The 24,769-nt window shown below is 61.4% G+C and carries 23 protein-coding genes; 11 read left to right on the forward strand and 12 right to left on the reverse strand.

Features of this window, described 5'->3' with window-relative positions; translation table 11 throughout:
* Positions 1 to 192: 192 nt before the first annotated feature.
* Positions 193 to 519: a heat shock protein HspQ gene (hspQ, locus tag AQS8620_RS15975; RefSeq protein WP_085838026.1), complete on the reverse strand. Its 327-nt coding sequence runs from the start codon at positions 517 to 519 to the stop codon at positions 193 to 195.
* 85 nt (positions 520 to 604) lie between these two features.
* On the opposite strand from hspQ, the gene AQS8620_RS15980 reads away from it, so the two are divergent.
* Complete coding sequence (locus AQS8620_RS15980; protein ID WP_085838027.1) at positions 605 to 1,486, forward strand: AEC family transporter; 882 nt, start codon at positions 605 to 607, stop codon at positions 1,484 to 1,486.
* A gap of 74 nt (positions 1,487 to 1,560) precedes the next feature.
* Positions 1,561 to 2,145 carry a transglycosylase SLT domain-containing protein gene (locus AQS8620_RS15985; protein ID WP_085838065.1) on the forward strand — a complete coding sequence of 195 codons (585 nt, stop codon included), beginning with the start codon at positions 1,561 to 1,563 and terminating at the stop codon, positions 2,143 to 2,145.
* 72 nt (positions 2,146 to 2,217) lie between these two features.
* Here AQS8620_RS15985 and AQS8620_RS15990 read toward each other — a convergent pair whose 3' ends face one another.
* The 4 genes from AQS8620_RS15990 to AQS8620_RS16005 all read right to left on the reverse strand — a co-directional run bounded on the left by AQS8620_RS15990 (position 2,218) and on the right by AQS8620_RS16005 (position 8,948).
* Positions 2,218 to 2,832: a LolA family protein gene (locus tag AQS8620_RS15990; RefSeq protein WP_085838066.1), complete on the reverse strand. Its 615-nt coding sequence runs from the start codon at positions 2,830 to 2,832 to the stop codon at positions 2,218 to 2,220.
* 108 nt (positions 2,833 to 2,940) lie between these two features.
* Positions 2,941 to 6,288 (reverse strand): DNA translocase FtsK, encoded by a 3,348-nt coding sequence (locus tag AQS8620_RS15995; RefSeq protein ID WP_085838028.1) that lies wholly within the window; start codon positions 6,286 to 6,288, stop codon positions 2,941 to 2,943.
* 10 nt (positions 6,289 to 6,298) lie between these two features.
* The gene (locus tag AQS8620_RS16000; protein ID WP_085838067.1) at positions 6,299 to 7,477 is read right to left on the reverse strand and encodes an aminotransferase class I/II-fold pyridoxal phosphate-dependent enzyme; all 1,179 of its coding nucleotides are present in this window, start codon (positions 7,475 to 7,477) and stop codon (positions 6,299 to 6,301) included.
* A gap of 130 nt (positions 7,478 to 7,607) precedes the next feature.
* Positions 7,608 to 8,948, reverse strand: coding sequence for an amidase (locus AQS8620_RS16005; protein WP_085838029.1), 1,341 nt, complete (start codon positions 8,946 to 8,948; stop codon positions 7,608 to 7,610).
* A gap of 82 nt (positions 8,949 to 9,030) precedes the next feature.
* On the opposite strand from AQS8620_RS16005, the gene AQS8620_RS16010 reads away from it, so the two are divergent.
* Positions 9,031 to 10,254 (forward strand): UbiH/UbiF/VisC/COQ6 family ubiquinone biosynthesis hydroxylase, encoded by a 1,224-nt coding sequence (locus AQS8620_RS16010; RefSeq protein WP_085838030.1) that lies wholly within the window; start codon positions 9,031 to 9,033, stop codon positions 10,252 to 10,254.
* Positions 10,255 to 10,313: 59 nt separating this feature from the next.
* Here the strand turns inward: AQS8620_RS16010 and AQS8620_RS16015 are convergent, their stop codons facing one another.
* The 5 genes from AQS8620_RS16015 to AQS8620_RS16035 form a co-directional block, all read right to left on the reverse strand.
* Positions 10,314 to 10,541: a Trm112 family protein gene (locus AQS8620_RS16015; protein ID WP_085838031.1), complete on the reverse strand. Its 228-nt coding sequence runs from the start codon at positions 10,539 to 10,541 to the stop codon at positions 10,314 to 10,316.
* A complete protein-coding gene (locus tag AQS8620_RS16020) occupies positions 10,541 to 11,179 on the reverse strand; it encodes an LON peptidase substrate-binding domain-containing protein (protein ID WP_085838032.1) in 639 nt (212 codons plus the stop codon). The genes AQS8620_RS16015 and AQS8620_RS16020 overlap by 1 nt, the downstream gene beginning before the upstream one ends.
* A 26-nt stretch (positions 11,180 to 11,205) precedes the next feature.
* On the reverse strand, positions 11,206 to 12,114 hold the full coding sequence (gene trxA, locus AQS8620_RS16025; RefSeq protein WP_085838033.1) for a thioredoxin: 909 nt from the start codon (positions 12,112 to 12,114) through the stop codon (positions 11,206 to 11,208).
* 57 nt (positions 12,115 to 12,171) lie between these two features.
* Positions 12,172 to 12,960 (reverse strand): exodeoxyribonuclease III, encoded by a 789-nt coding sequence (locus AQS8620_RS16030; protein ID WP_085838034.1) that lies wholly within the window; start codon positions 12,958 to 12,960, stop codon positions 12,172 to 12,174.
* 219 nt (positions 12,961 to 13,179) lie between these two features.
* The gene (locus tag AQS8620_RS16035) at positions 13,180 to 13,866 is read right to left on the reverse strand and encodes a response regulator transcription factor (RefSeq protein ID WP_085838035.1); all 687 of its coding nucleotides are present in this window, start codon (positions 13,864 to 13,866) and stop codon (positions 13,180 to 13,182) included.
* Positions 13,867 to 14,167: 301 nt separating this feature from the next.
* Between AQS8620_RS16035 and ribA the strand changes: the two genes are divergently transcribed.
* Together ribA and AQS8620_RS16045 are read left to right on the forward strand one after the other, a co-directional pair.
* Positions 14,168 to 15,256, forward strand: coding sequence for a GTP cyclohydrolase II (gene ribA, locus AQS8620_RS16040; protein ID WP_085838036.1), 1,089 nt, complete (start codon positions 14,168 to 14,170; stop codon positions 15,254 to 15,256).
* On the forward strand, positions 15,253 to 15,759 hold the full coding sequence (locus tag AQS8620_RS16045) for a L,D-transpeptidase family protein (RefSeq protein WP_085838037.1): 507 nt from the start codon (positions 15,253 to 15,255) through the stop codon (positions 15,757 to 15,759). The genes ribA and AQS8620_RS16045 overlap by 4 nt, the downstream gene beginning before the upstream one ends.
* Here the strand turns inward: AQS8620_RS16045 and AQS8620_RS16050 are convergent, their stop codons facing one another.
* Positions 15,760 to 16,413, reverse strand: a complete 654-nt coding sequence (locus AQS8620_RS16050) for a YggS family pyridoxal phosphate-dependent enzyme (RefSeq protein ID WP_085838038.1) — start codon at positions 16,411 to 16,413, stop codon at positions 15,760 to 15,762. It lies immediately after the preceding gene.
* A gap of 173 nt (positions 16,414 to 16,586) precedes the next feature.
* Between AQS8620_RS16050 and AQS8620_RS16055 the strand changes: the two genes are divergently transcribed.
* The 6 genes from AQS8620_RS16055 to AQS8620_RS16080 all read left to right on the forward strand — a co-directional run bounded on the left by AQS8620_RS16055 (position 16,587) and on the right by AQS8620_RS16080 (position 23,615).
* Complete coding sequence (locus AQS8620_RS16055; protein ID WP_085838039.1) at positions 16,587 to 17,714, forward strand: porin; 1,128 nt, start codon at positions 16,587 to 16,589, stop codon at positions 17,712 to 17,714.
* 177 nt (positions 17,715 to 17,891) lie between these two features.
* Positions 17,892 to 18,374 carry a DUF3576 domain-containing protein gene (locus AQS8620_RS16060; RefSeq protein ID WP_085838040.1) on the forward strand — a complete coding sequence of 161 codons (483 nt, stop codon included), beginning with the start codon at positions 17,892 to 17,894 and terminating at the stop codon, positions 18,372 to 18,374.
* A gap of 138 nt (positions 18,375 to 18,512) precedes the next feature.
* Entirely contained in the window at positions 18,513 to 21,047 is a 2,535-nt protein-coding gene (leuS, locus tag AQS8620_RS16065) for a leucine--tRNA ligase (RefSeq protein ID WP_085838041.1), read from the forward strand.
* Positions 21,034 to 21,531, forward strand: coding sequence for an LPS assembly lipoprotein LptE (lptE, locus tag AQS8620_RS16070; protein ID WP_085838042.1), 498 nt, complete (start codon positions 21,034 to 21,036; stop codon positions 21,529 to 21,531). The genes leuS and lptE overlap by 14 nt, the downstream gene beginning before the upstream one ends.
* The gene (gene holA / locus AQS8620_RS16075; RefSeq protein ID WP_085838043.1) at positions 21,528 to 22,550 is read left to right on the forward strand and encodes a DNA polymerase III subunit delta; all 1,023 of its coding nucleotides are present in this window, start codon (positions 21,528 to 21,530) and stop codon (positions 22,548 to 22,550) included. The genes lptE and holA overlap by 4 nt, the downstream gene beginning before the upstream one ends.
* Before the next feature lie 66 nt (positions 22,551 to 22,616).
* The gene (locus AQS8620_RS16080; protein WP_200809645.1) at positions 22,617 to 23,615 is read left to right on the forward strand and encodes an LLM class flavin-dependent oxidoreductase; all 999 of its coding nucleotides are present in this window, start codon (positions 22,617 to 22,619) and stop codon (positions 23,613 to 23,615) included.
* Here the strand turns inward: AQS8620_RS16080 and AQS8620_RS16085 are convergent.
* The gene (locus AQS8620_RS16085; RefSeq protein ID WP_085838044.1) at positions 23,599 to 24,765 is read right to left on the reverse strand and encodes a TIGR03862 family flavoprotein; all 1,167 of its coding nucleotides are present in this window, start codon (positions 24,763 to 24,765) and stop codon (positions 23,599 to 23,601) included. The two genes, AQS8620_RS16080 and AQS8620_RS16085, sit on opposite strands and share 17 nt — an antisense overlap.
* Positions 24,766 to 24,769: the final 4 nt, after the last annotated feature.

Genomic DNA, 24,769 nt, shown 5'->3' on the forward strand with positions numbered 1-24,769 from the left:
AAAAAGGCCAACAACCTTACGCATTGTCGCCGCATTCGGCGTGCAGGGTAGACGGGTAGCTAGACATGAGCTTCCCTCGGTGCTGTGGTTTACAGCCCCCACCCAGTCTGCGGCACCGAGGACTTTCCAGCAGACAGGCGCAGATCGCGCCTCTCCGAACTCGGTTCAACTGGTGCTCGGTTCAACCAGCGCTCAGTTCAAATGGAACTGAAGGGGGTAAGACCCATCCTCAAGCGGACCAAAGAGGTCCGGCAAATCGGGATGATCGACAGGCTCGCCGGAATAATCCGCAATCAGGTTTTGTTCCGATACATAGGCCACGTAGTAATTCTGATCATTCTCCGCGAGCAGATGGTAAAAGGGTTGATCCTTCTGCGGTCGGTTCTCTTCGGGAATATTCGTATACCACTCGTCGGTATTGCTGAACTCGGCATCCACATCGAAAACCACGCCGCGAAACGGGTGTTTTCTGTGCCGAACCACCTGTCCGAGGTAGTATTTTGCCCGTGCTTTGATCATGCGATTGAAACCTTCATATCGCGTTAGTATGCCGTTAACACAGTTGATGTCCATAAAAGCACGACCTTAATACAGGAAACAGTCTGTGAACCTTGTCCTTACAGTGCTCCAGACGGTTGCACCGGTTTTTCTTCTCGCCGCCATCGGCTACGTGTGGGTGCGCCTTGGCAACGAGTTCCGTTTGGAATTCGTCACGCGCCTGACGATGACCCTGTCCAGCCCTGCGCTGATTTTTACCGCCCTCGTGAAGACGGATATCGATCCCAATGCTTTGGCCACAATTACCGTGGCCGCGGTGGGGGCCTACGCTCTGGTCGGTCTTGCCGCCTATGGGGCGATCCGGCTGACGGGGCGCGATGTGCGCACCTATGTGAACCCGCTGACCTTCGGGAACACGGGCAATCTTGGCCTTCCGCTGGCGCTTTTTGCCTTTGGACCGACAGGTCTTGGCTATGCGGTTGCGATCTTCGCCGTCATGGCGGTCGGATCCTTTACCATCGGGGTCTGGCTTGTCGCGGGGCGCGGTTCCTTTGGCAAAGTGCTGCGCGAGCCGCTGGTCTGGTCCACGCTGCTGGGGGCGCTGTTCTTGTGGCAAGGCTGGTCCGTGCCGGTCTTTGCGATGAACACGCTCGACCTTTTGGGACAAATCGCGATCCCGATGATGTTGATCACCCTGGGCGTCGCGGTCGCGCGCCTCAAACCGGCACATATCGGCCCCTCCGTCGTCATGGCCTTGGGGAAACTGGTGCTGTCTTGTGGCGCGGCTCTGGCAATGGGCCTGTTATTCGGCCTTGAGGGCGTCGCTCTGTCGGTTTTGATCGTGCAGATCTGCACGCCCGTTGCTGTCACATCCTATCTGCTGGCGGAAAAATACGGCGCGGATGCGGATGCAACGGCGGGGTTGGTTGTGGCTTCGACGATGCTCTCCGTGCTCTATTTGCCGGTCCTGCTCGCTTTTGTGATGTGAGTTTACAGGGAATCCATTTCACGAAGCTTCCCGTTTTTGTTACTGTTGAAAAAAACCAAAAAAGCGAGGGGCAAATGAGCAGACTTCTTCGCGCGGTCGCACTTCTGATTTTGGTCGCAGCCTGTGGCAGCGGCAATTTTTCGGCACCGCGTAATCTCGATAACGCCTGTTCGATCGTCGATCAGCGTCCGAAATATCTCACCGCAATGCGCAAAGCAGAGCGCAAATGGGGCATTCCGGTCTATGTTCAGATGGCGACGATCCATCAGGAAAGCAAATTCATCGGCAATGCGCGCACGCCGTATCAATTCGCCTTGGGCGTGATCCCCATGGGGCGTCAAAGTTCGGCCTATGGGTACAGCCAGGCGCTGGACGCCACTTGGGACGAGTACCGCGATACCGAAGGCGGGCGCGGCGCCAAGCGGGACCGGATCGACGATGCCACCGATTTCATGGGCTGGTATATGAACGAAACCACCCGCCGCCTTGGCATTTCCAAGGGCGATGCACGCAACCAGTACCTTGCCTACCACGAAGGTCGCACCGGCTTTGCGCGCGGTTCCTATAACGCCAAACCGTGGTTGCTACGTGTGGCCGCACAGGTTGGCGAACGCGCCCAGATGTACCGCGTCCAACTGGTGTCCTGCGGCAAAATCTGATCCTTCGCGACGGACGCAAGGCATAAAAAACCCCGCCAGTGGCGGGGTTTTTCTTTGCGGCCCTTTAAGGGCTCAGAACCCGCGCGCACTCATTTCGGCGCGAATGTTGAACAGACGGTCCGACACGGAGCCACCGAGGCTCATTTGTGTAAGTTGCACCGTCGTCGCGCCCCCCGCATCGTCATTCACTACCCATGCTTTCAGCACCAAAGGGTTGCCGCCGAAATACAGGTCGATCGATCCGTATTCGGGATGGTCAGGATCTTGGGCGCGCACCATCGTATCCCCGTTGACCTCCTGGTGCGCGGTCACCATCCGGCTCGTGGTCAGGTCGATATCGCGCGCAAGAATGAGGTTCAGCGGTGTCGTTGCCATCGGAAACCGCGTCGGGGCTTCGTTGGATTTCCCGTCAAAGATCGCAACTTGTCCGCCCGACCCCATGACCATCGTCTTGTCCGCCGGATAGTCCAGCTTGATCCGGCCGGGACGTTTGATCGTGACATTGCCGCTGGAGGTCGATCCATCGTCATTGGTCTGGGTGAACTGGGCCTGTACCGTGCCCAGCCCGTTGAGATATTGCGACAGCGTGGCCAAAGGCACCACTTCCGCCGCCGCCGGAACGGCAGCGAGCGCGGTGGTAGCAGCAAAAGCTAGCGGGGCGAACAAGGCGCGAAAGGTCTGTTTCATGCCTTGCAACTTAGTCGGTTTTTGGCGTTCGAAAAGGAAAAGGCCCTCACGCAGCACCGAAATTTGCGTGAGGGCCTCGTAATATTGCGCAGGCTGATCCGCGTTAGCCTATTGTTCGGGAACCAGAATTTCGCGCTTCCCGACGTGGTTGGCAGCGGAGACAACCCCTTGATCTTCCATCTGCTCCACAAGGCGCGCGGCCTTGTTATAGCCGATGGCAAGTTTGCGCTGGATATAAGAGGTCGAGCATTTGCGATCCTTGATCACAATCGCAACGGCTGTGTCATAGAGCGCGTCTTCCATATCGGTATTGCCGCCCGAGGACAGGCCCAGCACCGCATCGATATCGCTTTCGCGGCCTTCATCCGGGCCTTCGACCACACCGCCGATGTAATCGGGGGGACCGTAGGATTTGAGGTAGGTGACGATTTCCTCGACCTCTTCATCGGACACAAACGGCCCGTGAACCCGCCCGATACGCGAGCCGCCTGCCATATACAGCATGTCGCCCATGCCCAGCAGTTGCTCGGCCCCCATTTCGCCAAGGATCGTGCGGCTATCGATTTTCGACGTGACCTGAAACGAAATCCGCGTCGGGAAGTTGGCTTTGATCGTCCCGGTGATCACATCGACCGAGGGGCGCTGCGTGGCCATGATCAGGTGGATACCCGAGGCGCGCGCCATCTGCGCGAGGCGCTGGATACAGGCTTCGATTTCCTTGCCCGCGACCATCATCAAATCGGCCATTTCGTCAACGATAACGACGATATAGGGCAGCTTTTCGGGTGCGAATTCTTCGGTCTCGAAAATCGGCTCGCCCGTGTCCTCGTCAAATCCCGTCTGCACCGTGCGCGAGAACATTTCGCCTTTGCCCAACGTGTCGGCAACGCGGCTGTTGTAGCCATCGATGTTGCGCACGCCCATCTTGGACATCTTGCGATAGCGCTCTTCCATCTCGCCCACGACCCATTTCAACGCCACCACGGCCTTTTTGGGATCCGTCACAACGGGGCTGAGCAAATGCGGGATGCCGTCATAGACGCTCAGTTCCAGCATTTTCGGATCAATCATGATCAAACGGCATTCCTCGGGCGTCAGCTTGTAGAGCAGCGACAGGATCATCGTGTTGATCGCCACCGATTTCCCCGAGCCCGTGGTCCCTGCAATCAGCAGGTGCGGCATCTTGGCCAGGTTGGCAACGACCGGATCGCCGCCGATATCCTTGCCCAGCGCCAGCGGCAGTTTCATGTTGCTATCGCCAAAGTCGCGCGCCGAAAGAATTTCGCGCAGCACCACTTTTTCACGGTTAGCGTTGGGCAATTCGATCCCGATAACGGAGCGCCCCGGAACAGTGGACACACGCGCCGACAAGGCCGACATCGAGCGCGCGATGTCATCCGACAAGCCGATCACCCGCGACGCCTTGAGGCCGGGCGCGGGTTCAAGTTCGTACATCGTGACCACAGGTCCCGGACGCACAGACACGATTTCGCCTTTCACGCCGTAGTCGTCGAGCACGGATTCCAGCATCCGGGCGTTTTCTTCCAGCGCCTCGTCGGACAGAACGTGACGGGTGATTTCCTCGGGATTGGCCAAAAGGGACAAAGGCGGATGCTCGTATTGGGCTTCCTGCGCATCGAACCGCAGCACCGGCTGCGCCTCGGCGCGGGCCTGTTTTGACGGCATTACCGCGCGTTTAAGCCCGTGCTGCACCACCTTTTTAGGCTCGGGTGTGGGGGCGGGACGATAGGGCGAGGGCTGGATATAGTCCGGCTCGTCGAGCGGGTCGATCGCGTCCAATTCCTCCATCGGATCCGCAAACCCATGCGAAACCTCCCGCTGAGCGCTGTCGTCCGCGCCAAACGCGCTGGCGTAGCCCGACTCATAGTCCGGCTCGTAATTGCGGTAGTCCGGCTCATCGCTATAGCCGAAATCTTCGTCCTCCATGCTTTCGGAATGGGGGACAAATTCGCGCCCCATCTGCGCTTCAAGCCCGCCACCGCGCGCGACACGCGGGCTGATTTGCGGCCCGCTGATCACAGGGGCCGCGCTTTCGCGCGCCACTCCGGCAGGGGGCACTGAGGCCAGCGGCGCCACCGCAGGGGCAAAGGCGGGGCCGTCAAACGGGGCTGCCTGAGGCGGCGTGTCATGGGGCACCTCGAAAGGGGCAGCCTCGTAGCCCGCCGCAAAATCCTCTTGCGCACTCTCGACCATGACCGGCGCGACCGGCGCACTCACGCGCGGTTCGATCCGGCGGACGGGATCTTTGGACAATACAACCGGCTTGGGACCTTTGCGGTATTTCATCGCCGCAGCCTGTGCAGCGCTCATCGGCGGTTCGCCCCGCAACGGCGTTGTCCCATTGGCCACCCGCCCGCGCACGCGCGACTTCACCGCATCGCTGATTTTCGAGGTGATCCGGTCATCGCTACCCGCATCATAGGCCACATCCGGCGCAAATCCGCGATCCACCAATTCGGGCTGCAAATCGGGATAGGCCGCAGGTTCGGCGGCACGCTGGAACACTTTGCCCAGAAATCCGGTTGGCTGCGCGGGCGCGTCGTAGGCCTCTTGCGCCTCTGTATAATACAGATCCTCTTGGGCGTCCTCATAGGTCGGCTGCGCATAGCTCTGCGCACGCTGCACGCGGCTTGGGTTTTGATAGGCCGGTTCGGGGGAATACCCCTCGTAATCCTCCTCAAAGAGGCGATCTTCTTCGGCCTGCGCACGCTCTGCGGCAATCCGGATTTTTTCAGCGCGCCGCGCCGCATTGCGCGCCTGGATTTGCGCGGCCAAATCAAGCGACCCGCGCGCTCCTTTGCCCATAGCTTGAAGCGCAACCACATAGAGCGTCACCAAACCCAAAAGCAAAAACCGGCCGCCGGTGCGGATTTCGGGCATGGTGAACCCCAGCGCAAACAGGCTCAAACCCGCGCTGGCGCAGAAAAACACAAAGGATAGAACCTTGAAGCCGAACGTTGTCGAGCCGGGCAAAATTTGCAGCAGCGCGGCCAGAACCGTATCGCCAAACAGACCGCCGTAGCTCTGTCCATAGGCCTCGGAGGGGGCATGGGTGGAGGCATAGACGGCCAGAACCGCAATCGCGATCGGCGCAAAGACCACACGCCCCAGCGCGCGATCCGCACCGTTATGGGTGACAAAACGCACCCCCCAGCCAATGAAGGCAACCGCAAAGCCCCAGCTTGCCAGCCCCACGATGATCGACAGGGGCGAGGCGATCGACGCGCCAAAGCGTCCCAGCATGTTGTGCGCCGGCGCGTCGGTCGCGGCCAGCCAGCTTGGGTCTTCGGGCACATAGGTTCCCAACATCAAGGCCACCAAAAGGCCGGTCACGATCAAGGCAACGCCGATCAATTCGCGCCCACGTCGTTCCAGAACCGCTTGGGTTTTACTGTCGAACAGAGGGTCGCGCCCGCGTGCTTGAAAGGATGCCATGTTGTGCCTCTTAACCGTACAGACAGTCGCGGATGGTTTCCAACCCGCGCTGCGTTTCTTCTTTTGGGGCCACAAGTGCGACCCGGATGTAAGTCTTGCCGGGATTTTCCCCGTTTATGTCCCGCGACAGATAGGCGCCGGGAAGAACCCGCACCCCCGTCTCGGTCCAAAGTTTCAACGCCGCCGCCTCGCCGTCCTCAACGGGCATCCACATGAAAAATCCAGCCTGTGGCGAGGAAATGCGCGGGATATCCGCAAAAATCCGATCCGCCATGTCAAATTTTTCGCGATAGAGCGCGCGCGACGCAATGACATGATCCTCATCGGCCCAAACGCGCGCCGACACAAGTTGCACCGGATTGGACAATGGTGCGCCCGAATAGGCGCGCAGCTTGCGGATACGCTCAAGCGACTTCGCCCCGCCCGCAACAAAGCCGGACCGCAAGCCCGGCAAGTTCGACCGCTTGGACAGGGAATGAAAGATCACCACACGTTCAGGGTCCGCACCCATGTCGCGCGCGATTTCCAACATGCCCTTGGGCGGCGCATCGCGCCAAATCTCGCTATAGCATTCATCGGCGAAAATCTGGAAATCATGCTTTTCTGCCAAGGCCACCAAATCCCGCAGATAGTCGGGGGTCGCGACCGCGCCCTGGGGATTGGAGGGCGAGCAGATATAGGCAATGGCGGTGCGATCCAGCACCTCGGCGGGCAAGCTTGCGTAATCGGGCAAATATCCCGTCTCGCGGGTCGCGGGGACAAAAACCGGCTCCGCCCCGACCGTAACAGCGGCGACGGCGTAGACCTGATAGAACGGGTTGGGAGTCAGAACGACCGGCTGTTTGCCGTTTTTGGTTTCCGGGCACAGCGCGATACAGGCATTCATCAACCCCTCGCGGGTGCCGTTCAGCGCCATCACCTCGGTCGCGGGATCGACACGCACCCCAAAGCGGCGCATGAGCCAGTCCGAAATAGCCCCAAGCAGATCAGGCAACCCGTTGTTATCGGGATATTTCGCAAAGTCAGACAGGTTGTCGGCAAGCACTTGGCCGACGAAATCCGGCATCGGGTGCCTGGGCTCCCCGATGGTCATATGCAGCACGTCACCGCCCGCCGGATGCACGTCAAGAAGCGCGCGCAAACGCGGGAATGCATACTCGGGAAGGGCCGCAAAGCGCTCCGGAAACATCATGATACTGCTACTGCCTCGTTCTCGGGATCGTTGTCGCCCCGAATTTTCCCCAAGGATAGCTGCGCTTGCGCCTCCGGTCCAGAAAAACGAGGTTAATTTTACGCCAGCTCGCCCTTGCCTGTGGCATTTAGGTCAGCGCCTGCCCCAAGACCGATTCGACAGCTGCGCCAATGGCAAGCAAACGCGCCTCGCTCATCGGCAGCGTTTGCAACAACAGTCCGCAGGACGCCACGCCCGTGGGCAGGGTCAGCCCCGGCAACCCCATCAGGTTTGCGATGCGGGTATTGCGCAGCGCCAACAGGTTTTCGGTGACGTAGTAGTCGCTGTCTTCCATCAAACGGTGCACATTGGGCGGCAGGATGGGCGCGGTGGGCAGCAACACAGCATCGAACGGCTGTGTTGCGGCCAGATAGTGCGCCCGCAGCTGGCGCAGCTTGGCCCAGCCGGCGATATAGTCCGGCGCACTGACCGTGCGACCGGCCCGAAAGCGGTCGAGGATGGGCGGGAACATGCGCTCGGGAGCCGCTTCGATCTGCGCGCGCTGGGTCGCATAGGCTTCGGCAGGGAACAGGACCCCTGACAGCGCCATGGCGTCGCGCACGGCGGGCACTTCGATCCGCGTGATCTTGGCGCCTGCTGCCGCGATCCGGGCCAGCGCCTGGTCGAACCCGCGCGCGGGCGCCGCGCGAATATCGTCGAACGCAACCGTTTCCAGCACGGCAAATTTTAGCGACGACAGATCGGGCGGCGTTCCCGTGCGGACATCCTGACCGTCCAAGGCCCCCAGCAACAGCGCGCAATCCTCGACGCTGCGCGCGATCGGGCCAACCGTGTCAAACGACGGGGCCAGCGCGATCACCCCCTCCAACGACAAGCGTCCGGATGTTGTTTTGAAGCCCACAAGATCGTTCCAAGCGGCAGGGATGCGCACCGATCCGCCGGTATCCGTGCCAATCGCAGCCGCAGCCAAGCCGAACGCAACCGAGGCCGCAGCCCCCGAGGACGAGCCCCCCGACACGGCACCTGCGTCATTCACGCAGGGAGAGGTCGCCGTGATCGGGTTGAGCCCGAGCCCCGAAAACGCCAGTTCGCTCATGTGGGTTTTGCCCAAGGCCACAAGGCCCGCCTGTGTGGCGCACTGCAAGACGGCGGCATCGCTCATCGGGATGTTGTCACGATACAGCGCCGATCCGGCTTCGGTCGCGATGCCTTTGGTGTTGAACAAATCCTTCCACGACACCGGAACGCCGTCCAGAAGACCGCGTCGGGTCCCGCTTTTCTGGCGCGCCCGCGCCGCTTGCGCCTCTTCACCTGCGCGTTCACGCATCAAACGGGCATATATTCTATCGCTCACATTGCAGGATTTTATTTCATCGAAGTAAAATTCCGCCAAGTCTATGGGATCAAGCGTGCCGTCCTCGATCGCCCGCCCCAATGCAGCCGCGCTTTTGTTCCTGATCCTGTCCATATCGCGCTCCTGCCAGATTTTACCTCAGCCTAGCGACAGCACAGCGCATGGACAATCCCACAGCAAAGGCCATATTTGCCCCATGGAAAAAAGCAGCGACATCCTGATCATCGGCGGCGGGCTAAACGGCCCGGCACTTGCATTGGCCTGCGCGCAGGCCGGTTTACGCGTGACCATCGTGGACCGGCTGGCCCGCGACAACCGCGCCCGCGACAGTTTTGACGGGCGCGGCTATGCGCTGTCACTCTCGTCTCAACGCCTTCTGGCGGCCATCGGACTCTGGGACAGTCTGCGTCCCCATGCCCAACCTATTCTGGATGTCTGTGTCAGTGATGGCGGCCTCGGCGAAGGCCCTGCCCCCTTTGTGCTGGACTTTGACCATGCCGAAATCGACGAAGGGCCGATGGGCTTCATGGTCGAGGACCGCTATGTCCGCCGGGCGCTTTTGGAGGCGCTGGATGCAACTCCGGCGATCCGTCAAATCAACGGTGCTGCGGTCATCGCACAAGAGGTCGGCGCGCAGGCCCATGTGACGCTCGACACGGGTGAGGTACTGCGCGCGAAGGTTCTGGTGGGATGCGACGGGCGCGGGTCGGGCACAGCAAGCCGCGCGGGCATCAAACGCAGCGGTCACGATTATGGCCAAAGCGCGCTGGTCTGTGCGATTTCCCACAGCCTGCCTCACAAGGGCTGCGCCCATCAGTTCTTTCTTGCGGCCGGCCCCCTCGCGATCCTCCCCTTGCCGGGCAATCAATGCTCGATTGTCTGGACGGAGAAAAGCAGCCAAGCCAAGGCGATCAACGCATTGGACGACGCGGACTACCTTGCGGTCCTGCGCCCGCGGTTCGGGGATTTTCTGGGGGATATTTCCCTTGCCGGACAGCGGTTTTCCTATCCGCTCAACATCACCCTCGCCAACCAGTTTGTCGCCCCGCGCATCGCGCTTGCAGGGGACGCCGCGCACGGGCTGCATCCCATCGCAGGCCAAGGGCTGAACGCCGGCCTCAAGGACGTGGCCGCATTGGCCGAAGTTCTTGTCGTGGCCCATCGGCGCGGCGAAGATATCGGTCGCGAAGACGTTCTGGCGCGGTATCAGCAATGGCGCCGCTTTGATGTGGCGACATTGGCGATGGCGACCGACGGCTTCAACAGGTTGTTTTCCAACGCGAACCCGCTGCTGCGCATGGGGCGCGATCTTGGCATGGGCGTGCTGAATGCCCTTCCGGCCCTGCGCCGCACAGCGATCCGCGAAGCCGCAGGCCTTACCGGCGATCTGCCCCGCCTGCTGACCGGCAAGCCGCTCTGAGCGCCGCGAAGCGGCACGTGCCCGCCACAAGATTTCGCAAGAAAGCCGGAAAAAACCCGTCAGTCGTCCAGACGACGCGCCTCATCGATCAGCATGATCGGGATGCCATCGCGGATCGGATAGGCCAGATGCGCCGCTTTGGACACAAGTTCCTGCCGCTCGGCATCAAAGCTGAGCACCGCATGGCTATGCGGGCAGACCAGCGCCTCCAGCATCTTGCGATCAAACGCAGGCGCGTTGCGGCGGGGCGCATCGGAACGCGCGGAGCTTTGGGTGTCGTCTGTCATCACATCATCTCGTCGCTGGAACCGCCGCGCAGGGCGAATTCCATCAGGGTTACCAGAGTTTCGCGGCGTGTGGAAAGAGAAGGTGCCTCCAAAAGCGCCTGTTTGTCTTCGGTTTCAAAGGGGCAGAGCATCGCCAGAGAGTTGATCAACAACTCATCCTCGGCATCTTCCAGCCCGTCCCAATCGGTGCGCAACCCTTCCGCATCCAGATATCGTTCCAGCAATGAAAACAGAGGCTTGCGATCAAAGTTATCGCTTTCGGGCTGACTGACAAGGTCTTTGTCAAACCCCGCCCAACTGACCGCGAAGCGCCGATAGGCCGCAAAACCGTCGACCTCCTGACCCAAGCGAAAGCGCGACATGCCCGCAAGGGTGATCATGTAGCGCCCGTCTTCGGTCTCGGAAAAGCCCGTCACGCGCCCCGCGCAGCCGATACTGTGCAACCGCGCGCCGTCATTGGCGTGCTCCATCGGCTGCACCATCCCGATCAAACGCGTGCCGGTCTTGAGCACATCCTCAAGCATCTGCAAATAGCGCGGCTCGAAGAGATGCAGCGGCAGACGCGCGCGGGGCAACAGCAGCGCGCCCGGCAACGGGAAAATCGGGATCGTAGACGGAAGGTCGGCTGCGTGTATCATTCGCATGAGCTAGCGCACCCCGCGCCTCAGGCAAATATGATCGACGACAATTTCCGCCGACCGGCAAGCACAAGCGGATCATTGGCTTTGAGGCTGTCGAAAATCTTGAACAATTGCTCTTTGGCCGCCCCTTCGTTCCAGTCGCGATCCTTGCGGAAGGCATCCAGAAGGGTGTCGATTGCGCCTTCGACATCGCCGCTGGCGTGCTGCGCTGTCGCCAGATCAAGGCGCAGCTGCATGTCATCAGGATTGGCGGCGACCTGGGCGGCCAGCTCCGCAACGGGGCCGGCATTTTCCGCCTGACGCGCCAGTTCGATCTGGGCAAAGGCGGCATCGAAGGCGGGATTGCTGTGCAGATCGGCGGGCGCGCCGTTCAGCACCGCCTCGGCTTCGTCAATCTCGCCCTTCACCAAAAGCCCTCGCGCGTAGCCGCCCCAGGCTTGGGCCTGCGTGGGATCCTCCTCGACAATGGCGGCGAAGGTCTGGATCGCGTCCTCGGTCTCCCCCGCCTCAAGCATGGCCTCTGCGGCTTCGATCGCTTCGGCCAAACCGCCGTCTTCCTCAACGAGAGCGGCAAGTTTGTCGACAAAAGCGGTGATTTCCGATTGCGGCTGCGCCCCTTGAAATGCATCGACCGGCTGGCCTTGCCAAAACGCATAGACGGTCGGGACGGATTGCACGCGCAACTGGCCGGCGATGGCCTGGTTCTGGTCCACGTCAACCTTGGCCATGAACACCTTGCCGCCCGCATCGTTTACGGCCTTTTCCAACATCGGCCCCAGGGTTTTGCACGGGCCGCACCACGGGGCCCAGAAATCCACGATGACGGGAATCTCCATCGACTTTTCGACCACATCGGCCATGAAAGTGGCTTCGGAAACATCTTTGACGAAATTGCCGGTCGCGGCGGGGGCGGGTGTGCCGATGAGGTCCATGAAGGTCGCTCCTGAAATCTGTGTGTCGCGCCCAATATGAGCGCCAAGAAGGTCGAATTAAAGGTCGAAGCTGGCAAAAACCGGCGCATGATCGGACGGTTTTTCCCATCCACGCGCGGCGCGCAACACCCGACTGGCGTGGGCGGCGCTGGAAATATCGCCCGTGGCCCAAATGTGATCGAGGCGCCGCCCCTTATCGGCAGCGTCCCAATCCTTGGCGCGATAGGACCACCACGAATACAACTTGCCCGTGGGAATATCCTGCCGCGTCACATCCACCCAGTTTCCGGCCTCTTGCACCTGCGCAAGATGTTCGACCTCGACGGGTGTGTGACTGACGATCTTGAGCAGCTTCTTGTGATCCCAAACGTCATCCTCGCGCGGCGCAATGTTGAGGTCGCCGACAAGGATCGCCTTTTGCGGGGCCTCGGCGTGAAAGGCGTCGCGCATCTGGGTGAGGTAGTCGAGCTTTTGCCCGAACTTTTCGTTCTTTTCGCGGTCCGGCTCGTCCCCGCCCGCGGGCACGTAAAAATTATGGATCAACACACCGTTGGCCAGCTTGGCCGCAACGTGGCGCGCATGGCCAAGCGCGGCGTAATCTTCGCCGCCCGCATCGACCATCGGAATTTTCGACAGGATCGCAACGCCGTTGTAGCCCTTTTGCCCGCGCGCCACGATATGCTCGTAGCCCAGCGCACGAAACCCTTCGAGGGGGATCTTGTCGACGGGGGATTTGCATTCTTGCAGGCAAAGCACATCGGGGGCTTCCTCGCCCAACAGCTTGACAACAAGCGCCTCGCGCAGCCGTACCGAGTTGATGTTCCAAGTGGCGAGAGTAAAGGACATGGCAGCGCTCCGGTTGTTCGCCGCCCTTCTACCCCCTTCCCTGCGAAACCAAAACCGCAAACAAAAAAAGGCCCAGCATAAAGCCGGGCCATAGTTCTGATATTCAAGGGACAGCGCATCTATCAATCCCCGATGCGCAGGGGCTTCATGGACCAAACGCTGGATGTGAGGATCGGTTCCCGCGTTTGGTCATTTTATTTCCAAATCTTTCGCCCGCCGTCAGGCGGCAAGGCGGTATCCACCGGATTCTGTCACCAGAAGCCGTGCGTTCGAGGGATCGGGTTCGATCTTTTGACGCAGGCGGTAGATGTGGGTTTCCAGCGTATGGGTCGTCACGCCCGCGTTATAGCCCCACACTTCGTGCAGCAACACATCGCGCGCCACCACGCCATCGGTCGCACGGTAGAGGAACTTGAGAATGTTGGTTTCTTTTTCCGTCAGACGGATTTTCTTGTCGTCTTCGGTCACCAGCAGCTTCATCGAGGGTTTGAACGTATACGGCCCCAATTGAAACACGGCGTCCTCGGATTGCTCATGGGTGCGCAACTGCGCGCGGATGCGTGCCAAAAGGACCGGAAACTTGAACGGCTTGGTGATGTAGTCATTCGCGCCCGCATCAAGGCCCAGAATAGTGTCAGCGTCGGAGTCATGGCCCGTCAGCATGAGGATCGGGCATTTCACACCGGATTTGCGCAGACGTTTGCACAGCTCGCGCCCGTCGGTGTCGGGAAGACCCACATCGAGGATCACGAGGTCATAAATGCCCTCTTTAGATTTTTCCATCGCCGTGGCGCCGCTGTCGGCCTCGAACACGTCGAAATCATCGGTGAGCAACAATTGCTCGCTCAGCGCCTCACGCAGGTCGTCATCGTCGTCGACGAGAAGGATTTTTTTCAAGGTGGCCATGGGGCTCTCCATTTCTGCTTTGAGATAGATCTGTGCCCGCCGCCCCGTTTCGGCAAGTTTTGCACAACTTCGCTCACGGCCTCGTGTGGATTAGGCATAGATGGAGAGCGTTTTGTTTCAAAAGTCCCGCCCGCGCGGGCAAATGTTACAGAGCGTGAGGCCGCTCTTGCAGACGCGCGCGCAGGGTTTGTGCGCCCGCTGAGAGAAATCGCCGCCCCCGCCCTGTTCCCTATCGCGCCGCGAGCGATTAGATCAAAGGGACCAAAGAGCACGAAAGAGCCCCACGCATGAGCCCCGCACGATGAGCCTCGCCCCCAGCTTGACCGAACGCCTTGCCCGCGCACGTGCCGATTTGCGCATGGGGGTCGGTGTGGCGATGCATAGCGCAAATGGCGATGCGGTGGTCTTTGCCGCCGAAGCGCTCAGTGATGCGCGGCTGGCCGACGCGCGCGCCCTTGGCGCGCCGGTTCTGGCGATCACCAGCTGGCGGGCGCAAACGCTCAAAGCGCGCGCCTATGACGGTGATCTGGCGCGGCTGTCCGTGCCTGCGGATGTCGATGCAAGCTGGATCGAGGCGGTCGCCGATCCGGCCGACGATCTGCGCGTGCCGATGAAAGGCCCGCTCGGCAGTTTGCGCACAGGAAGCCCTGCCGCGCATCGCGCCGCGATCGGCCTCAGCAAATCCGCACGGCTTTTGCCTGCCGCTCTGGTGGTCGACGTGCCCGATGCCCGCGCTTTGGCCGCGGCACACGGGCTGACGCTGATCGACATCGACGCCGCGCAAAGCCTGCTTGGCGATCTGTCGCCGCTCCATGATGTGGTCCACGCGCGCGTCCCCCTTGAGGCGTCGCAAAAGGGTCGCGTGCATGTTTTTCGTCCCGAAGATGGCGGCGAAGAACATTACGCCATCGAAATCGGCCGCCCCGACCGCGACCACCCTGCCCTCGTGCGCCTGCATTCGGCCTGTTTTACCGGCGATGTACTAGGGTCGCTGAAATGCGATTGCGGCCCGCAGCTTCACGCCGCCCTGCACCAAATGGGCCAAGAGGGCGCGGGCATTCTGCTGTACCTCAACCAGGAAGGGCGCGGCATCGGCCTTGCCAACAAAATGCGCGCCTACTCGCTTCAGGATCAGGGTTTTGACACGGTCGAGGCCAATCATCGCCTCGGGTTCGAAGATGACGAGCGCGATTTTCGCATCGGCGCGGCCCTGCTGCGCGATATGGGACTGTCGCGCGTGCGCCTGCTGACCAACAATCCGCGCAAGATTTCGATGATGCAGGATCACGGGATCGAGGTGGTCGAACGCGTACCGCTCAAAGTCGGGGAAAACGATTTCAACAGCCGGTATCTGGCAACCAAGGCCCGCAAATCGGGACATTTGCTGTGAGCGCGCAGGATATCGTCGTCACCGCGCAGGGCGCGCGGTTTTTGGGGCGGCGGTTTCCCTGTTCCATCGGGCGCGGCGGCATCCTTCCGGCGGCACTGAAGCGCGAAGGCGACGGGGCCACACCCAGCGGGACACATGCGATTTGCGCCGCGTTCTACCGTGCGGACCGCAAAGCGCGCCCCCTCGCTTGGGCCAGCCCCATTGGCCCGGGCGATCTGTGGTCCGATGACAGCACCGATGCGGCCTACAACCAGTTCACCCGCGCGCCCTATCCCTTCAGCCACGAACGGCTGCGCATGGGCGTGCCGCTTTACGATCTGTTTTTCGTCACCGACTGGAATTATCCCGAGGCGACACCGAAGATGGGATCGGCCATCTTCATCCACCAGTGGCGCAAACCCCGCCACCCGACAGCGGGCTGCGTCGCCTTTCGCCGGGATCACCTTCGCTGGATCGCCGCGCATGTGACGCCGCGCACGCGCCTTATCGTCAAGGCGCGATAGTCAACCGTAGTCGCGATCTCCGAAAATCGCCGAGCCGACGCGCACATAGGTCGCGCCCTGTGCGACGGCGGTTTCAAAATCCCCCGACATGCCCATGCTCAATTCGCTCAACCCGTTGCGCCTGGCGATGTCACCCAACTGCGCGAAATGCGGGGCGGGGTCTTGTCCGGCGGGCGGGATACACATCAGCCCCTCAACCGGCAGGTCCAAATCGCGACACTGCGCGATGAAGGCATCAGCCTCTTGGGGCAGGACCCCCGCCTTTTGCGGCTCTGCCCCCGTGTTCACCTGCACCAAAAGGCGCGGGCACTGGCCCAGCTCCTCCCTGAGTCGCGCCAGAGTCGCGGCCAGTTTCGGGCGGTCCAGCGTGTGAATCACGTCAAACAACGCCATCGCCTGTCGGGCCTTATTGGTCTGCAACGGGCCGATGAGATGCAGTTCGACCCCCGAAAACCGCGTTTTGAAGTCGGGCCACTTGCCAAGTGCCTCCTGAACCTTGTTCTCGCCAAAGCGGCGATGTCCGGCCTGCAAAACGGCCTCAACGCGCGCGTCCGGCTGCACCTTCGAGACCGCGATAAGCTTGATTTCTTCAGGTTTTCGGCCCGATTTCACGGCTTGCGCCGCGACGGCGGCCCTGATGTCTGCGAGCGGCATAAAGGTCTCTCCCTTTGATTTCGTTCTCTTTATCGCCCCCCGCCGCCCTCCCTTGCAACAGGTGTGTGGCCTTGTTGCATCATTTTCACAGCAGCTTCACACAAGCCCTCTCGCTTGCTTGACCAAAAGTGAGCTTGGGCGCATTCATTCCGCCATGTGTCGGGTTAGCCGGCATGCCTGATATTCAAAAATCCACGAGGGAAAAAATGAAAAAGATCCTTCTTTCGACCGTTGCACTCGCAGCGTTCGCTGGCGCCGCTTCCGCTGAGATCTCTTGGACCGGTACGGCCAAACTCGGCTACAACGACGACTTCAACGACGGCTTCTTCGCTGACGCCGACGTCGACATCAAAGCCTCCCAGGAACTGGACAACGGCTGGACCGCTGCCCTGACCTACGGCCTTGAGCTCGAAGAGCTGCGTTCCAACGACCGCACCCAAGACGGTTTCTCCGCTGACAACAACATCGTTGTGTCGCTGACCTCCGACTACGCTGGTCTGTACTACGGTGAAGTCGAGTACGCTGCTGTGTCCTACTGGGACGGCGTCTCCGAAATGGCTTCCGACTCGTTCTCCGAGCAGGACGACGAAGAAGTTCTGAAAGCCACCATGATGTACGCTGGCTTTGAAGGCGGCGTGTCGGGCATGGTTCTGCCGACTTCCGGCGACATCAACCAGGTTAACGCTGGTGTGTCCGGTTCGATCATGAACTACGGCTTCTCGGTTGCTTACCAAGAAGCAGGCGACGACGTGATCACCGCTGGTGACTACGCTGCTGGCAAAGTTGAAGACTACGACGCTTCGGAAGTCTTCGGCATCTCCGGCTCCGGCTCCTTCGCTGGCGCAGACGTGACCGTTGCTTACGCACAAAACAAAACCGCTGACACCGAATCCTACGGTGTTGAAGTGGCCTACCCCGTTGGCCCCGTTGTTCTCGGCGCATTCTACGTTGCTGAGCCCGACCTGTCCGACGACACCTACGGTGTGATGGCTGACTACGAAGAAGGCGCACTCGCAGTGTCCGCTTACTACCAGTCGGTTGTTGGCCAAGACGAGTACGCACTCGAAGTTTCCTACGATCTGGGCAACGGCATCAAACTTGCTGGCGGCCACATCAACGGCGACGACTCGGGCGACAACGACTTCGGCACCTACGCCCTGGTTGACTACTCCCTCGGCGGCGGCGCTTCGATCGTTACCTCCTACGTCGACGCAGACGTTGAAGGCACCGACGACTTCGACACCGGCACCGGCTACGAGCTGAAAGACGGCGCAACCATCCTGGTTACCCTGAAGTTCTAATCCAACCGGATTTGATCTAGGAGAGCCGCCCTTCGGGGCGGCTCTTTTCGTTTGCGCATTGCCCTTGTCGTCGCCCCGCCCCGCGTTTACGGTTGCGACAAATTCGGCCCTGCCCGACGGCCCCGCGACGGGCCTTCGCGCGACAGCGGCCCCTCAGGTTCGACAAGGAGAGACTTCATGGTGCGTCAGCGACTTACAGGGATAGCCCTTTTGCCCGCGATCCTCGTTTTGGGCGGCTGCAGCCTGTTTTCGCGCGGCGACACCGTGGCGGTTCCTGTGGAAACGGCTCCGGGCGAGACCATCGTCATCGAACAGGCGACCACGCGCACCCTCCTGGGCGGCGGGCGTGGGGCTGGCGTTGCGGGCGCGCAGGTCGACAAATACATCTGGAACGCGGCCATCGACGTGCTCGGCTTTCTTCCCATCCAATCCGCTGACCCCTTTACAGGCGTGATCATCACCGGCTTTGGCACCCCCCCGGGCGGCGGGCGCGCCTATCGCGCGACGGTGCATGTCACCGATCCCGCGCTGGATGCCCGTGCCCTGAGCGTGGCGATCTATACCTCCGCTGGCCCTGTCGATGCGGCGACCCAGCGCGCTGTCGAGGATGCGATCCTCACGCGCGCGCGCCAAATTCGCACAGGCGCTGCGAACCTCTAATGTCAAAGCGGTCTGCGGCCCGTTGCGGCCACTGGACCCCTTGGCGTGAACCGCTTATCACCACGCCGGGCCCAGTGGTCCGGCGTTTGGCTTTGCGCGCTGCACAGGCCCGCGCGATCTGTATACGAAGGACATCCGATGACTGCTTATCTTGCCGCCAATATCGAGACGAAATGGCAAAAGGCCTGGGATGAGGCGCAGGTTTTTCTCGCCCGGCGCGACGAAAGCAAACCCAAGTACTACGTCCTCGAGATGTTCCCCTACCCCTCGGGCCGCATCCACATGGGCCACGTGCGCAACTACACGATGGGCGATGTCGTCGCCCGCCACAAAGCCGCGACCGGTTTCAACGTGCTGCATCCGATGGGCTGGGATGCCTTCGGGATGCCCGCCGAAAACGCCGCGATGGCCTCGGGCGGTCATCCGGGCGAATGGACCTACGCCAATATCGCCACGATGCGCGACCAGATGAAGCCGCTGGGTCTGTCCATCGACTGGACCCGCGAGTTTGCCACCTGTGATCCTGAATATTACGGCCAGCAGCAGGCGATGTTCATCGACATGCTGTCCAAGGGGCTGGTCTATCGCAAGAATGCCACCGTGAACTGGGATCCGATCGACATGACCGTTCTGGCCAACGAGCAGGTGATCGACGGCTGCGGCTGGCGCTCGGGCGCGCCGGTCGAACGGCGCGAGTTGACTCAGTGGTTTTTCAAGATTTCCGACTACTCGGACGAATTGTTGAGCGCGCTCGACAGCTTGGACAATTGGCCTGACAAGGTCAAAACCATGCAAAAGAACTGGATCGGCAAATCGCATGGTCTGCAATTCTCCTTCTCCCTGACCGATACAAACCACGGCGCGGATCGTATCGAGGTTTACACAACCCGCCCCGACACGCTGATGGGCGCAAGTTTTGTCGGGATTTCCTACGATCACCCTCTGGCGAAAAAGCTGGCCGAGGACAACGCCGACCTCGCGGCTTTCTGTGAAGAGTGCCGCAAGGGGGGGACCACCGAGGAAGAATTGGAAAAGGCCGACAAGCGCGGCTTTGACACCGGTCTGACCGCGCGCCATCCCTTTGATACCGCGTGGGAACTTCCGGTTTATATCGCCAATTTCATCCTGATGGACTACGGCACCGGTGCCGTGTTCGGTTGCCCCGCCCATGACGCGCGCGACCATGAATTTGCCAGCAAATACGACTTGGCGATCACGCCGGTTTTCGAGGCGATGGCGGGCGACACCACGCTCCCCTTCACACCGCTTAAATCCGAAACCGTCCGCTACACCCGCGGCTTTGCGGGGGAGGACGCGCAAACCGGCGAGCAGGGCGTGGAGCGCGCGATTGATTTTTGCGAAGCGAATGGCGTCGGCCAACGCGTGACCAAATTCCGCCTGCGCGACTGGGGCCTGTCGCGTCAGCGCTATTGGGGCTGCCCGATTCCGGTGGTGCATTGCCAAGCCTGCGGTGTTGTGCCCGAAAAGAAAGAGAACCTGCCCGTCGAGTTGCCCAAGGACGTGAGCTTTGATCTGCCCGGCAACCCGCTGGACCGTCACCCGACCTGGCGCAACTGTGCCTGCCCTGCTTGTGGTGCCGATGCGCTGCGCGAAACCGACACGATGGACACCTTTGTGGACAGCTCGTGGTATTACGCCCGTTTTACCAGCCCGCGCGCCGACACCCCCACTGTGGCGCAGGATGCCGACTACTGGATGAACGTCGATCAATACATCGGCGGGATCGAACACGCGATTTTGCACCTGCTCTATTCGCGGTTCTTTGCCCGCGCGATGAACATGACGGGGCACCTCCCCGACAAAGCACGCGAGCCGTTCAACGCGCTGTTCACCCAAGGCATGGTGACCCATGAAATCTACCAGACGCGCGGCGACAACGGCCGCCCCGTCTACCACCTGCCCGAAGAGGTGGCGCAGGGCAAAGTGATCGCCACCGGCGAAGCGGTGGAAATCATCCCCTCCGCGAAAATGTCCAAATCCAAGAAAAACGTGGTCGATCCCGTGTCGATCATCTCCGCCTTTGGTGCCGACACCGCGCGCTGGTTTGTGCTGTCCGACAGCCCGCCCGAGCGCGACGTAGAATGGACGGCCGCAGGGGCCGAAGCCACGTCCAAACACCTTGCGCGCGTCTGGCGTCTGGCCAGCGACGTTGCCGATCTTCCCGCCAGCGGCACGGGGGACGAAGACCTGATCCGCGCGACCCACAAAGCCATCGTCGAAGTGTCGCAAGGGTTTGAATCTTTTGGATTTAACGCCTCGATCGCCAAACTCTACGGCTTCACGGCGGTGATTTCGAAATCCAAAGCAGGCAAAGAGGCCAAGAGTTTTGCCGTAAAAACCCTTGCACAGCTGATGTCCCCCCTCACCCCGCATCTTTCCGAGGAAATCTGGGCACTTCTGGGGGGCACGGGACTGGTTACACAAGCCCCCTGGCCCGTGGCGGACCCCGCGATGTTGGTGTCGGATACGGTCACCATGCCGATCCAGATCAACGGCAAGCGGCGCGACGAGCTGACCATTCCCAAGGACATGCCCAAAGAGGCGCTTGAAAAACTGGTGCTGGCGAACGACGCTGTGATCAAGGCGCTCGATGGCGGGCAGCCCAAGAAACTCATCGTTGTTCCGGGCCGCATCATCAATGTCGTTATCTGATCGCAGAACCATCCTGAAAGCCGCGCTCGTTCTGGGCGCGGCACTCAGCCTGTCTGCCTGCGGCTTCACCCCCGTGTACGGCCCCGAAGGAGCGGGTCTGGCGCTGCGGGGCAAGGTCGCCGTACAAGCGCCCGATGACGCCACAAGCTATGCTTTGGTTGCGCGCTTGCAACGCCGCCTTGGCCTGACGCAAAGTCCCGATTACCGTCTGACCTACACGATCACCACCGCGTCCACCTCTGTCGGTGTGACCGACGAAGAGGCCACAACACGCTACCAGATCACCGGACAGGCGCGCTACAGCCTGACCGATCTGCAAGGCAGCGTTGTGCGCTCGGGCACCGTCAGCAACTTCACCGCCTATTCGGCGATTGGTTCGGATGTCGCGCTGGTGACAGCCCGCGCCGATGCCAACGAGCGGTTGATGGTCATGCTTGCGGATCAGATTTTCACCGGCCTTTTGGGGGCGGTAACAACGCAATGAAACTGTCCCCGCGCGATGCCTTGGCGTTTTTTGCCAACCCCGATCCGCGCCGCGCGGGGCTGTTGATCTATGGCCCTGACGCCATGCGCATCGCCCTCAAGCGCCAAGAGGTGCTGGCCAATCTCGTCGGCCCCGAGGGAGAAGCGGAAATGCGGCTTGAACGCCTTGCCGGCGGCGAGCTGCGCAAGAATGCCGCCGCCCTTCTGGATGCGGTCAAGGCGCAGGGGTTTTTTCCCGGTCCGCGCGCGGTTTTTGTCGAGGATGCGACCGAAACCACCTTTCCCGCCATCGAGGTGGCGCTGAAAGACTGGCGCGAGGGGGATGCGACGATCGTCGTCACCGCCAACCAGCTCAAGGCAACGTCAAAACTGCGCAAGCTGTTCGAGGGGCATCCCAACGCGCTTGCCGTTGCGATCTATGCCGATCCCCCGAGCCGCGCGGAAATCGAGGCGGAGCTTGCGAAGGCAGGTATCCGCAACATCGACCCCGAAGCGATGAAAGACATCGAAGCGCTGGGGCGCGAACTTGATCCCGGTGATTTTCGCCAGACGATGGAAAAGCTGTCGCTCTACAAGCTGGGCGATAGCAGCGCGGTGATCAGCGCGGATGTCCTGAACTGCGCACCTGCCACCATCGAGGCCGAGTTGGACGATCTGCTCAATATCGTGGCCGAAGGGCGCGCGCAGGATCTGGGGCCGATGATGAACCGGATCGAAGGGCAAGGCACCAATGCCGTGACGCTCTCGATCATGGCCATGCGCCATTTTCGCCAGTTGCACGCCGCCGCCGCCCATCCCCAAGGCCCCGCGCAGGGCGTGGCCGCCATGCGCCCGCCGATCTACGGGCCGCGCCGCGACAAGATCCTGCGCCAAGCGCAAAACTGGGGCGTGCAGCGTCTTGAAACCGCGCTTGGCCTGTTGATCGAGACCGACCTGACGCTGCGCTCGGCGTCGCGCGCGCCTGCCATGGCGGTGATGGAACGGGCGCTCTTGCGTCTTTCGATGCTCGCGCGGCGTTAACCTTTCGCACGCGCGATTGAACCAGTCGGTTCAGTGCCTATGTCTGGAGAGCTGAAAGGACACGCAATGATCCCCTACTCTCTCCTCGACCTCGCCCCCGTTCCCGAGGGCACAAGCACCGCCGATGCGTTGCGCAACTCTGCCGATCTCGCCCGACATGCCGAACGCTGGGGCTACACCCGTTTCTGGCTGGCCGAACACCATAATATGGCGGGCATCGCCTCTGCCGCGACGGCTGTGGTGATCGGGCATGTCGCGCAGGCCACCACGACATTGCGCGTCGGGGCGGGGGGAATCATGTTGCCCAACCATGCCCCGTTGCAGGTTGCCGAGGCCTTCGGAACGCTCGCCGAACTCTATGGCGACCGGATCGACGTCGGCCTTGGTCGCGCTCCGGGCACCGACATGGGCACCGCCCGCGCGCTGCGCCGCTCCCTGCCCCATGCGCATGCCAACGGCGACACCTTCCCGCGCGACGTGCAGGAACTGATCACTTACTTTCGCGACCTTCCCGACAGCACCCCCGTGCGCGCCTTCCCCGGCAATGGCACCCATGTGCCTGTCTGGATGTTGGGATCGTCGCTTTATGGCGCGGAACTGGCGGGACGTTTGGGGCTACCCTATGCCTTTGCCTCCCATTTCGCCCCGCAAGCTTTGGAAGACGCCATCGGTGTCTATCGCGCCGTGTTCGAGCCGTCCGAGGCACTGGACAAGCCCTATTTCATGCTCGCCGCCAATGTCTTTGCCGCCGATACCGAACACGAGGCGCACTTCATCCGCACCTCCATGATGCAGGCCTTTGCCAAGCTGCGTATGGGCAAGCCGGGCAGATTGCCCGCCCCTGTGGACCAGATCGACGGCGTCATCCCGCCGCAATTTATCCCTGCCCTGAACGAGGCGCTATCGGTGTCGGCCACGGGGACCAAAGCGCAGGTAAAGGATCAACTGGCCACCATGATCCGCCGCTATCAGCCCGATGAAATCATTCTCAACGGCAATATCTGGGACCACGGGGCACGGCTGCGGTCCTTTGAAATCGCCGCTGAGGTCATGAAAGAGCTTTAAGCGCCCCCAGCCCCGCCTGTCTGCCAGTGGCAAGGCAGGCGGTCAGCAGGTAGCCCCCTGTCGGCGCCTCCCAATCCAGCATCTCGCCCGCCGCAAAGACCCTTGGCATCGCCTTGAGCTCAAGGTCGCCCGTGACGGCCTCCCACCGGATGCCCCCTGCGGTTGAGATCGCCTCATCCAGCGGGCGAAGGGTCACATTTCCCAAGGTTAGAGCCTTGATCGCGCTGGCCAGATCCTCGTGACCACGCGCATATTCCATGACCAGCGCCAGTTTTTCAGGGCCGAAATGGAGCGCCTTGCGCAGCATGTTGGACACTGAAGCCTTACGGTTTCCCTGTGTTAGAGCCTGTCTGACGCGCTCAAGGGGCCAATCCGGTTTTAAATCCACCACCAACGGGTGTCCTGCGCGAATGCCCTTTGACACCGCATAGATACCGCTGCCCTCGAGGCCGCGCTGTGAAATCACGAATTCTCCACGGGATCTATACGCCCCGCAGTGCAGCGCCACATCCTTGACGGGCTGGCCGAATTGCGCGGCCATATGCGACGACCACGCCACGCTGAGCGCTGCATTGGCAGGGGCAAACGGGGCCAAGGGGACACGGTCGCGCAGGATCCCGGCCCATGCCCCATCAGAGCCTAACCGAGCCCAACTCGCCCCGCCCAGCGCCAGAACCGTGACTTTGGGGCGGATCACCAGCGGCCCATCGGGGGTCTCGAAGAGAAAGCCGTCCGACAGGCCGCTCCAGCGCCAGCGACGGCGCAACACCACGCCCTGCGCGGACAACCGCGCCAGCCATGCGCGCAACAAGGGCGAGCCTTTCATCGCAGCTGGAAACACCCGCCCGCTAGAGCCGGTGAAAACCTCCTGCCCCAAGCCCCGGCAAAACTGCATGACTTCTTGTGGGCCAAAGGCGGCAAGCATCGGGCCCAGCGGGCTGCGGGCCTCTTCAAACACCGCACAAACCTGCGCGAGCGGCGCGTCCATGGTGATGTTGAGACCGGATTTCCCCGCCATCAGGAATTTGCGCGCGGGGGAGGGTTTGGCCTCGGCCAGCACGACAGGCACCCCCGCCGCCGACAACACATCCGCCGCCATCAATCCCGCAGGCCCCGCGCCGATGACCAGCGCCTCGACCCGCTCAGCCATTGCA

The sequence above is a fragment of the Aquimixticola soesokkakensis genome, from assembly GCF_900172375.1.
Classification (GTDB): domain Bacteria; phylum Pseudomonadota; class Alphaproteobacteria; order Rhodobacterales; family Rhodobacteraceae; genus Aquimixticola; species Aquimixticola soesokkakensis.

Excerpts from the sequence above, each read along its gene's own strand:
- hspQ (WP_085838026.1), bottom strand. The coding sequence starts at position 519 with ATGATCAAAGCACGGGCAAAATACTACCTCGGACAGGTGGTTCGGCAC.
- AQS8620_RS15985 (WP_085838065.1), top strand. The coding sequence starts at position 1,561 with ATGAGCAGACTTCTTCGCGCGGTCGCACTTCTGATTTTGGTCGCAGCC.
- AQS8620_RS15990 (WP_085838066.1), bottom strand. The coding sequence starts at position 2,832 with ATGAAACAGACCTTTCGCGCCTTGTTCGCCCCGCTAGCTTTTGCTGCT.
- AQS8620_RS15995 (WP_085838028.1), bottom strand. The coding sequence starts at position 6,288 with ATGGCATCCTTTCAAGCACGCGGGCGCGACCCTCTGTTCGACAGTAAA.
- AQS8620_RS16000 (WP_085838067.1), bottom strand. The coding sequence starts at position 7,477 with ATGTTTCCGGAGCGCTTTGCGGCCCTTCCCGAGTATGCATTCCCGCGT.
- AQS8620_RS16005 (WP_085838029.1), bottom strand. The coding sequence starts at position 8,948 with ATGGACAGGATCAGGAACAAAAGCGCGGCTGCATTGGGGCGGGCGATC.
- AQS8620_RS16010 (WP_085838030.1), top strand. The coding sequence starts at position 9,031 with ATGGAAAAAAGCAGCGACATCCTGATCATCGGCGGCGGGCTAAACGGC.
- AQS8620_RS16015 (WP_085838031.1), bottom strand. The coding sequence starts at position 10,541 with ATGACAGACGACACCCAAAGCTCCGCGCGTTCCGATGCGCCCCGCCGC.
- AQS8620_RS16020 (WP_085838032.1), bottom strand. The coding sequence starts at position 11,179 with ATGATACACGCAGCCGACCTTCCGTCTACGATCCCGATTTTCCCGTTG.
- trxA (WP_085838033.1), bottom strand. The coding sequence starts at position 12,114 with ATGGACCTCATCGGCACACCCGCCCCCGCCGCGACCGGCAATTTCGTC.
- AQS8620_RS16030 (WP_085838034.1), bottom strand. The coding sequence starts at position 12,960 with ATGTCCTTTACTCTCGCCACTTGGAACATCAACTCGGTACGGCTGCGC.
- AQS8620_RS16035 (WP_085838035.1), bottom strand. The coding sequence starts at position 13,866 with ATGGCCACCTTGAAAAAAATCCTTCTCGTCGACGACGATGACGACCTG.
- ribA (WP_085838036.1), top strand. The coding sequence starts at position 14,168 with ATGAGCCTCGCCCCCAGCTTGACCGAACGCCTTGCCCGCGCACGTGCC.
- AQS8620_RS16050 (WP_085838038.1), bottom strand. The coding sequence starts at position 16,413 with ATGCCGCTCGCAGACATCAGGGCCGCCGTCGCGGCGCAAGCCGTGAAA.
- AQS8620_RS16055 (WP_085838039.1), top strand. The coding sequence starts at position 16,587 with ATGCCTGATATTCAAAAATCCACGAGGGAAAAAATGAAAAAGATCCTT.
- AQS8620_RS16060 (WP_085838040.1), top strand. The coding sequence starts at position 17,892 with ATGGTGCGTCAGCGACTTACAGGGATAGCCCTTTTGCCCGCGATCCTC.
- leuS (WP_085838041.1), top strand. The coding sequence starts at position 18,513 with ATGACTGCTTATCTTGCCGCCAATATCGAGACGAAATGGCAAAAGGCC.
- lptE (WP_085838042.1), top strand. The coding sequence starts at position 21,034 with ATGTCGTTATCTGATCGCAGAACCATCCTGAAAGCCGCGCTCGTTCTG.
- holA (WP_085838043.1), top strand. The coding sequence starts at position 21,528 with ATGAAACTGTCCCCGCGCGATGCCTTGGCGTTTTTTGCCAACCCCGAT.
- AQS8620_RS16080 (WP_200809645.1), top strand. The coding sequence starts at position 22,617 with ATGATCCCCTACTCTCTCCTCGACCTCGCCCCCGTTCCCGAGGGCACA.
- AQS8620_RS16085 (WP_085838044.1), bottom strand. The coding sequence starts at position 24,765 with ATGGCTGAGCGGGTCGAGGCGCTGGTCATCGGCGCGGGGCCTGCGGGA.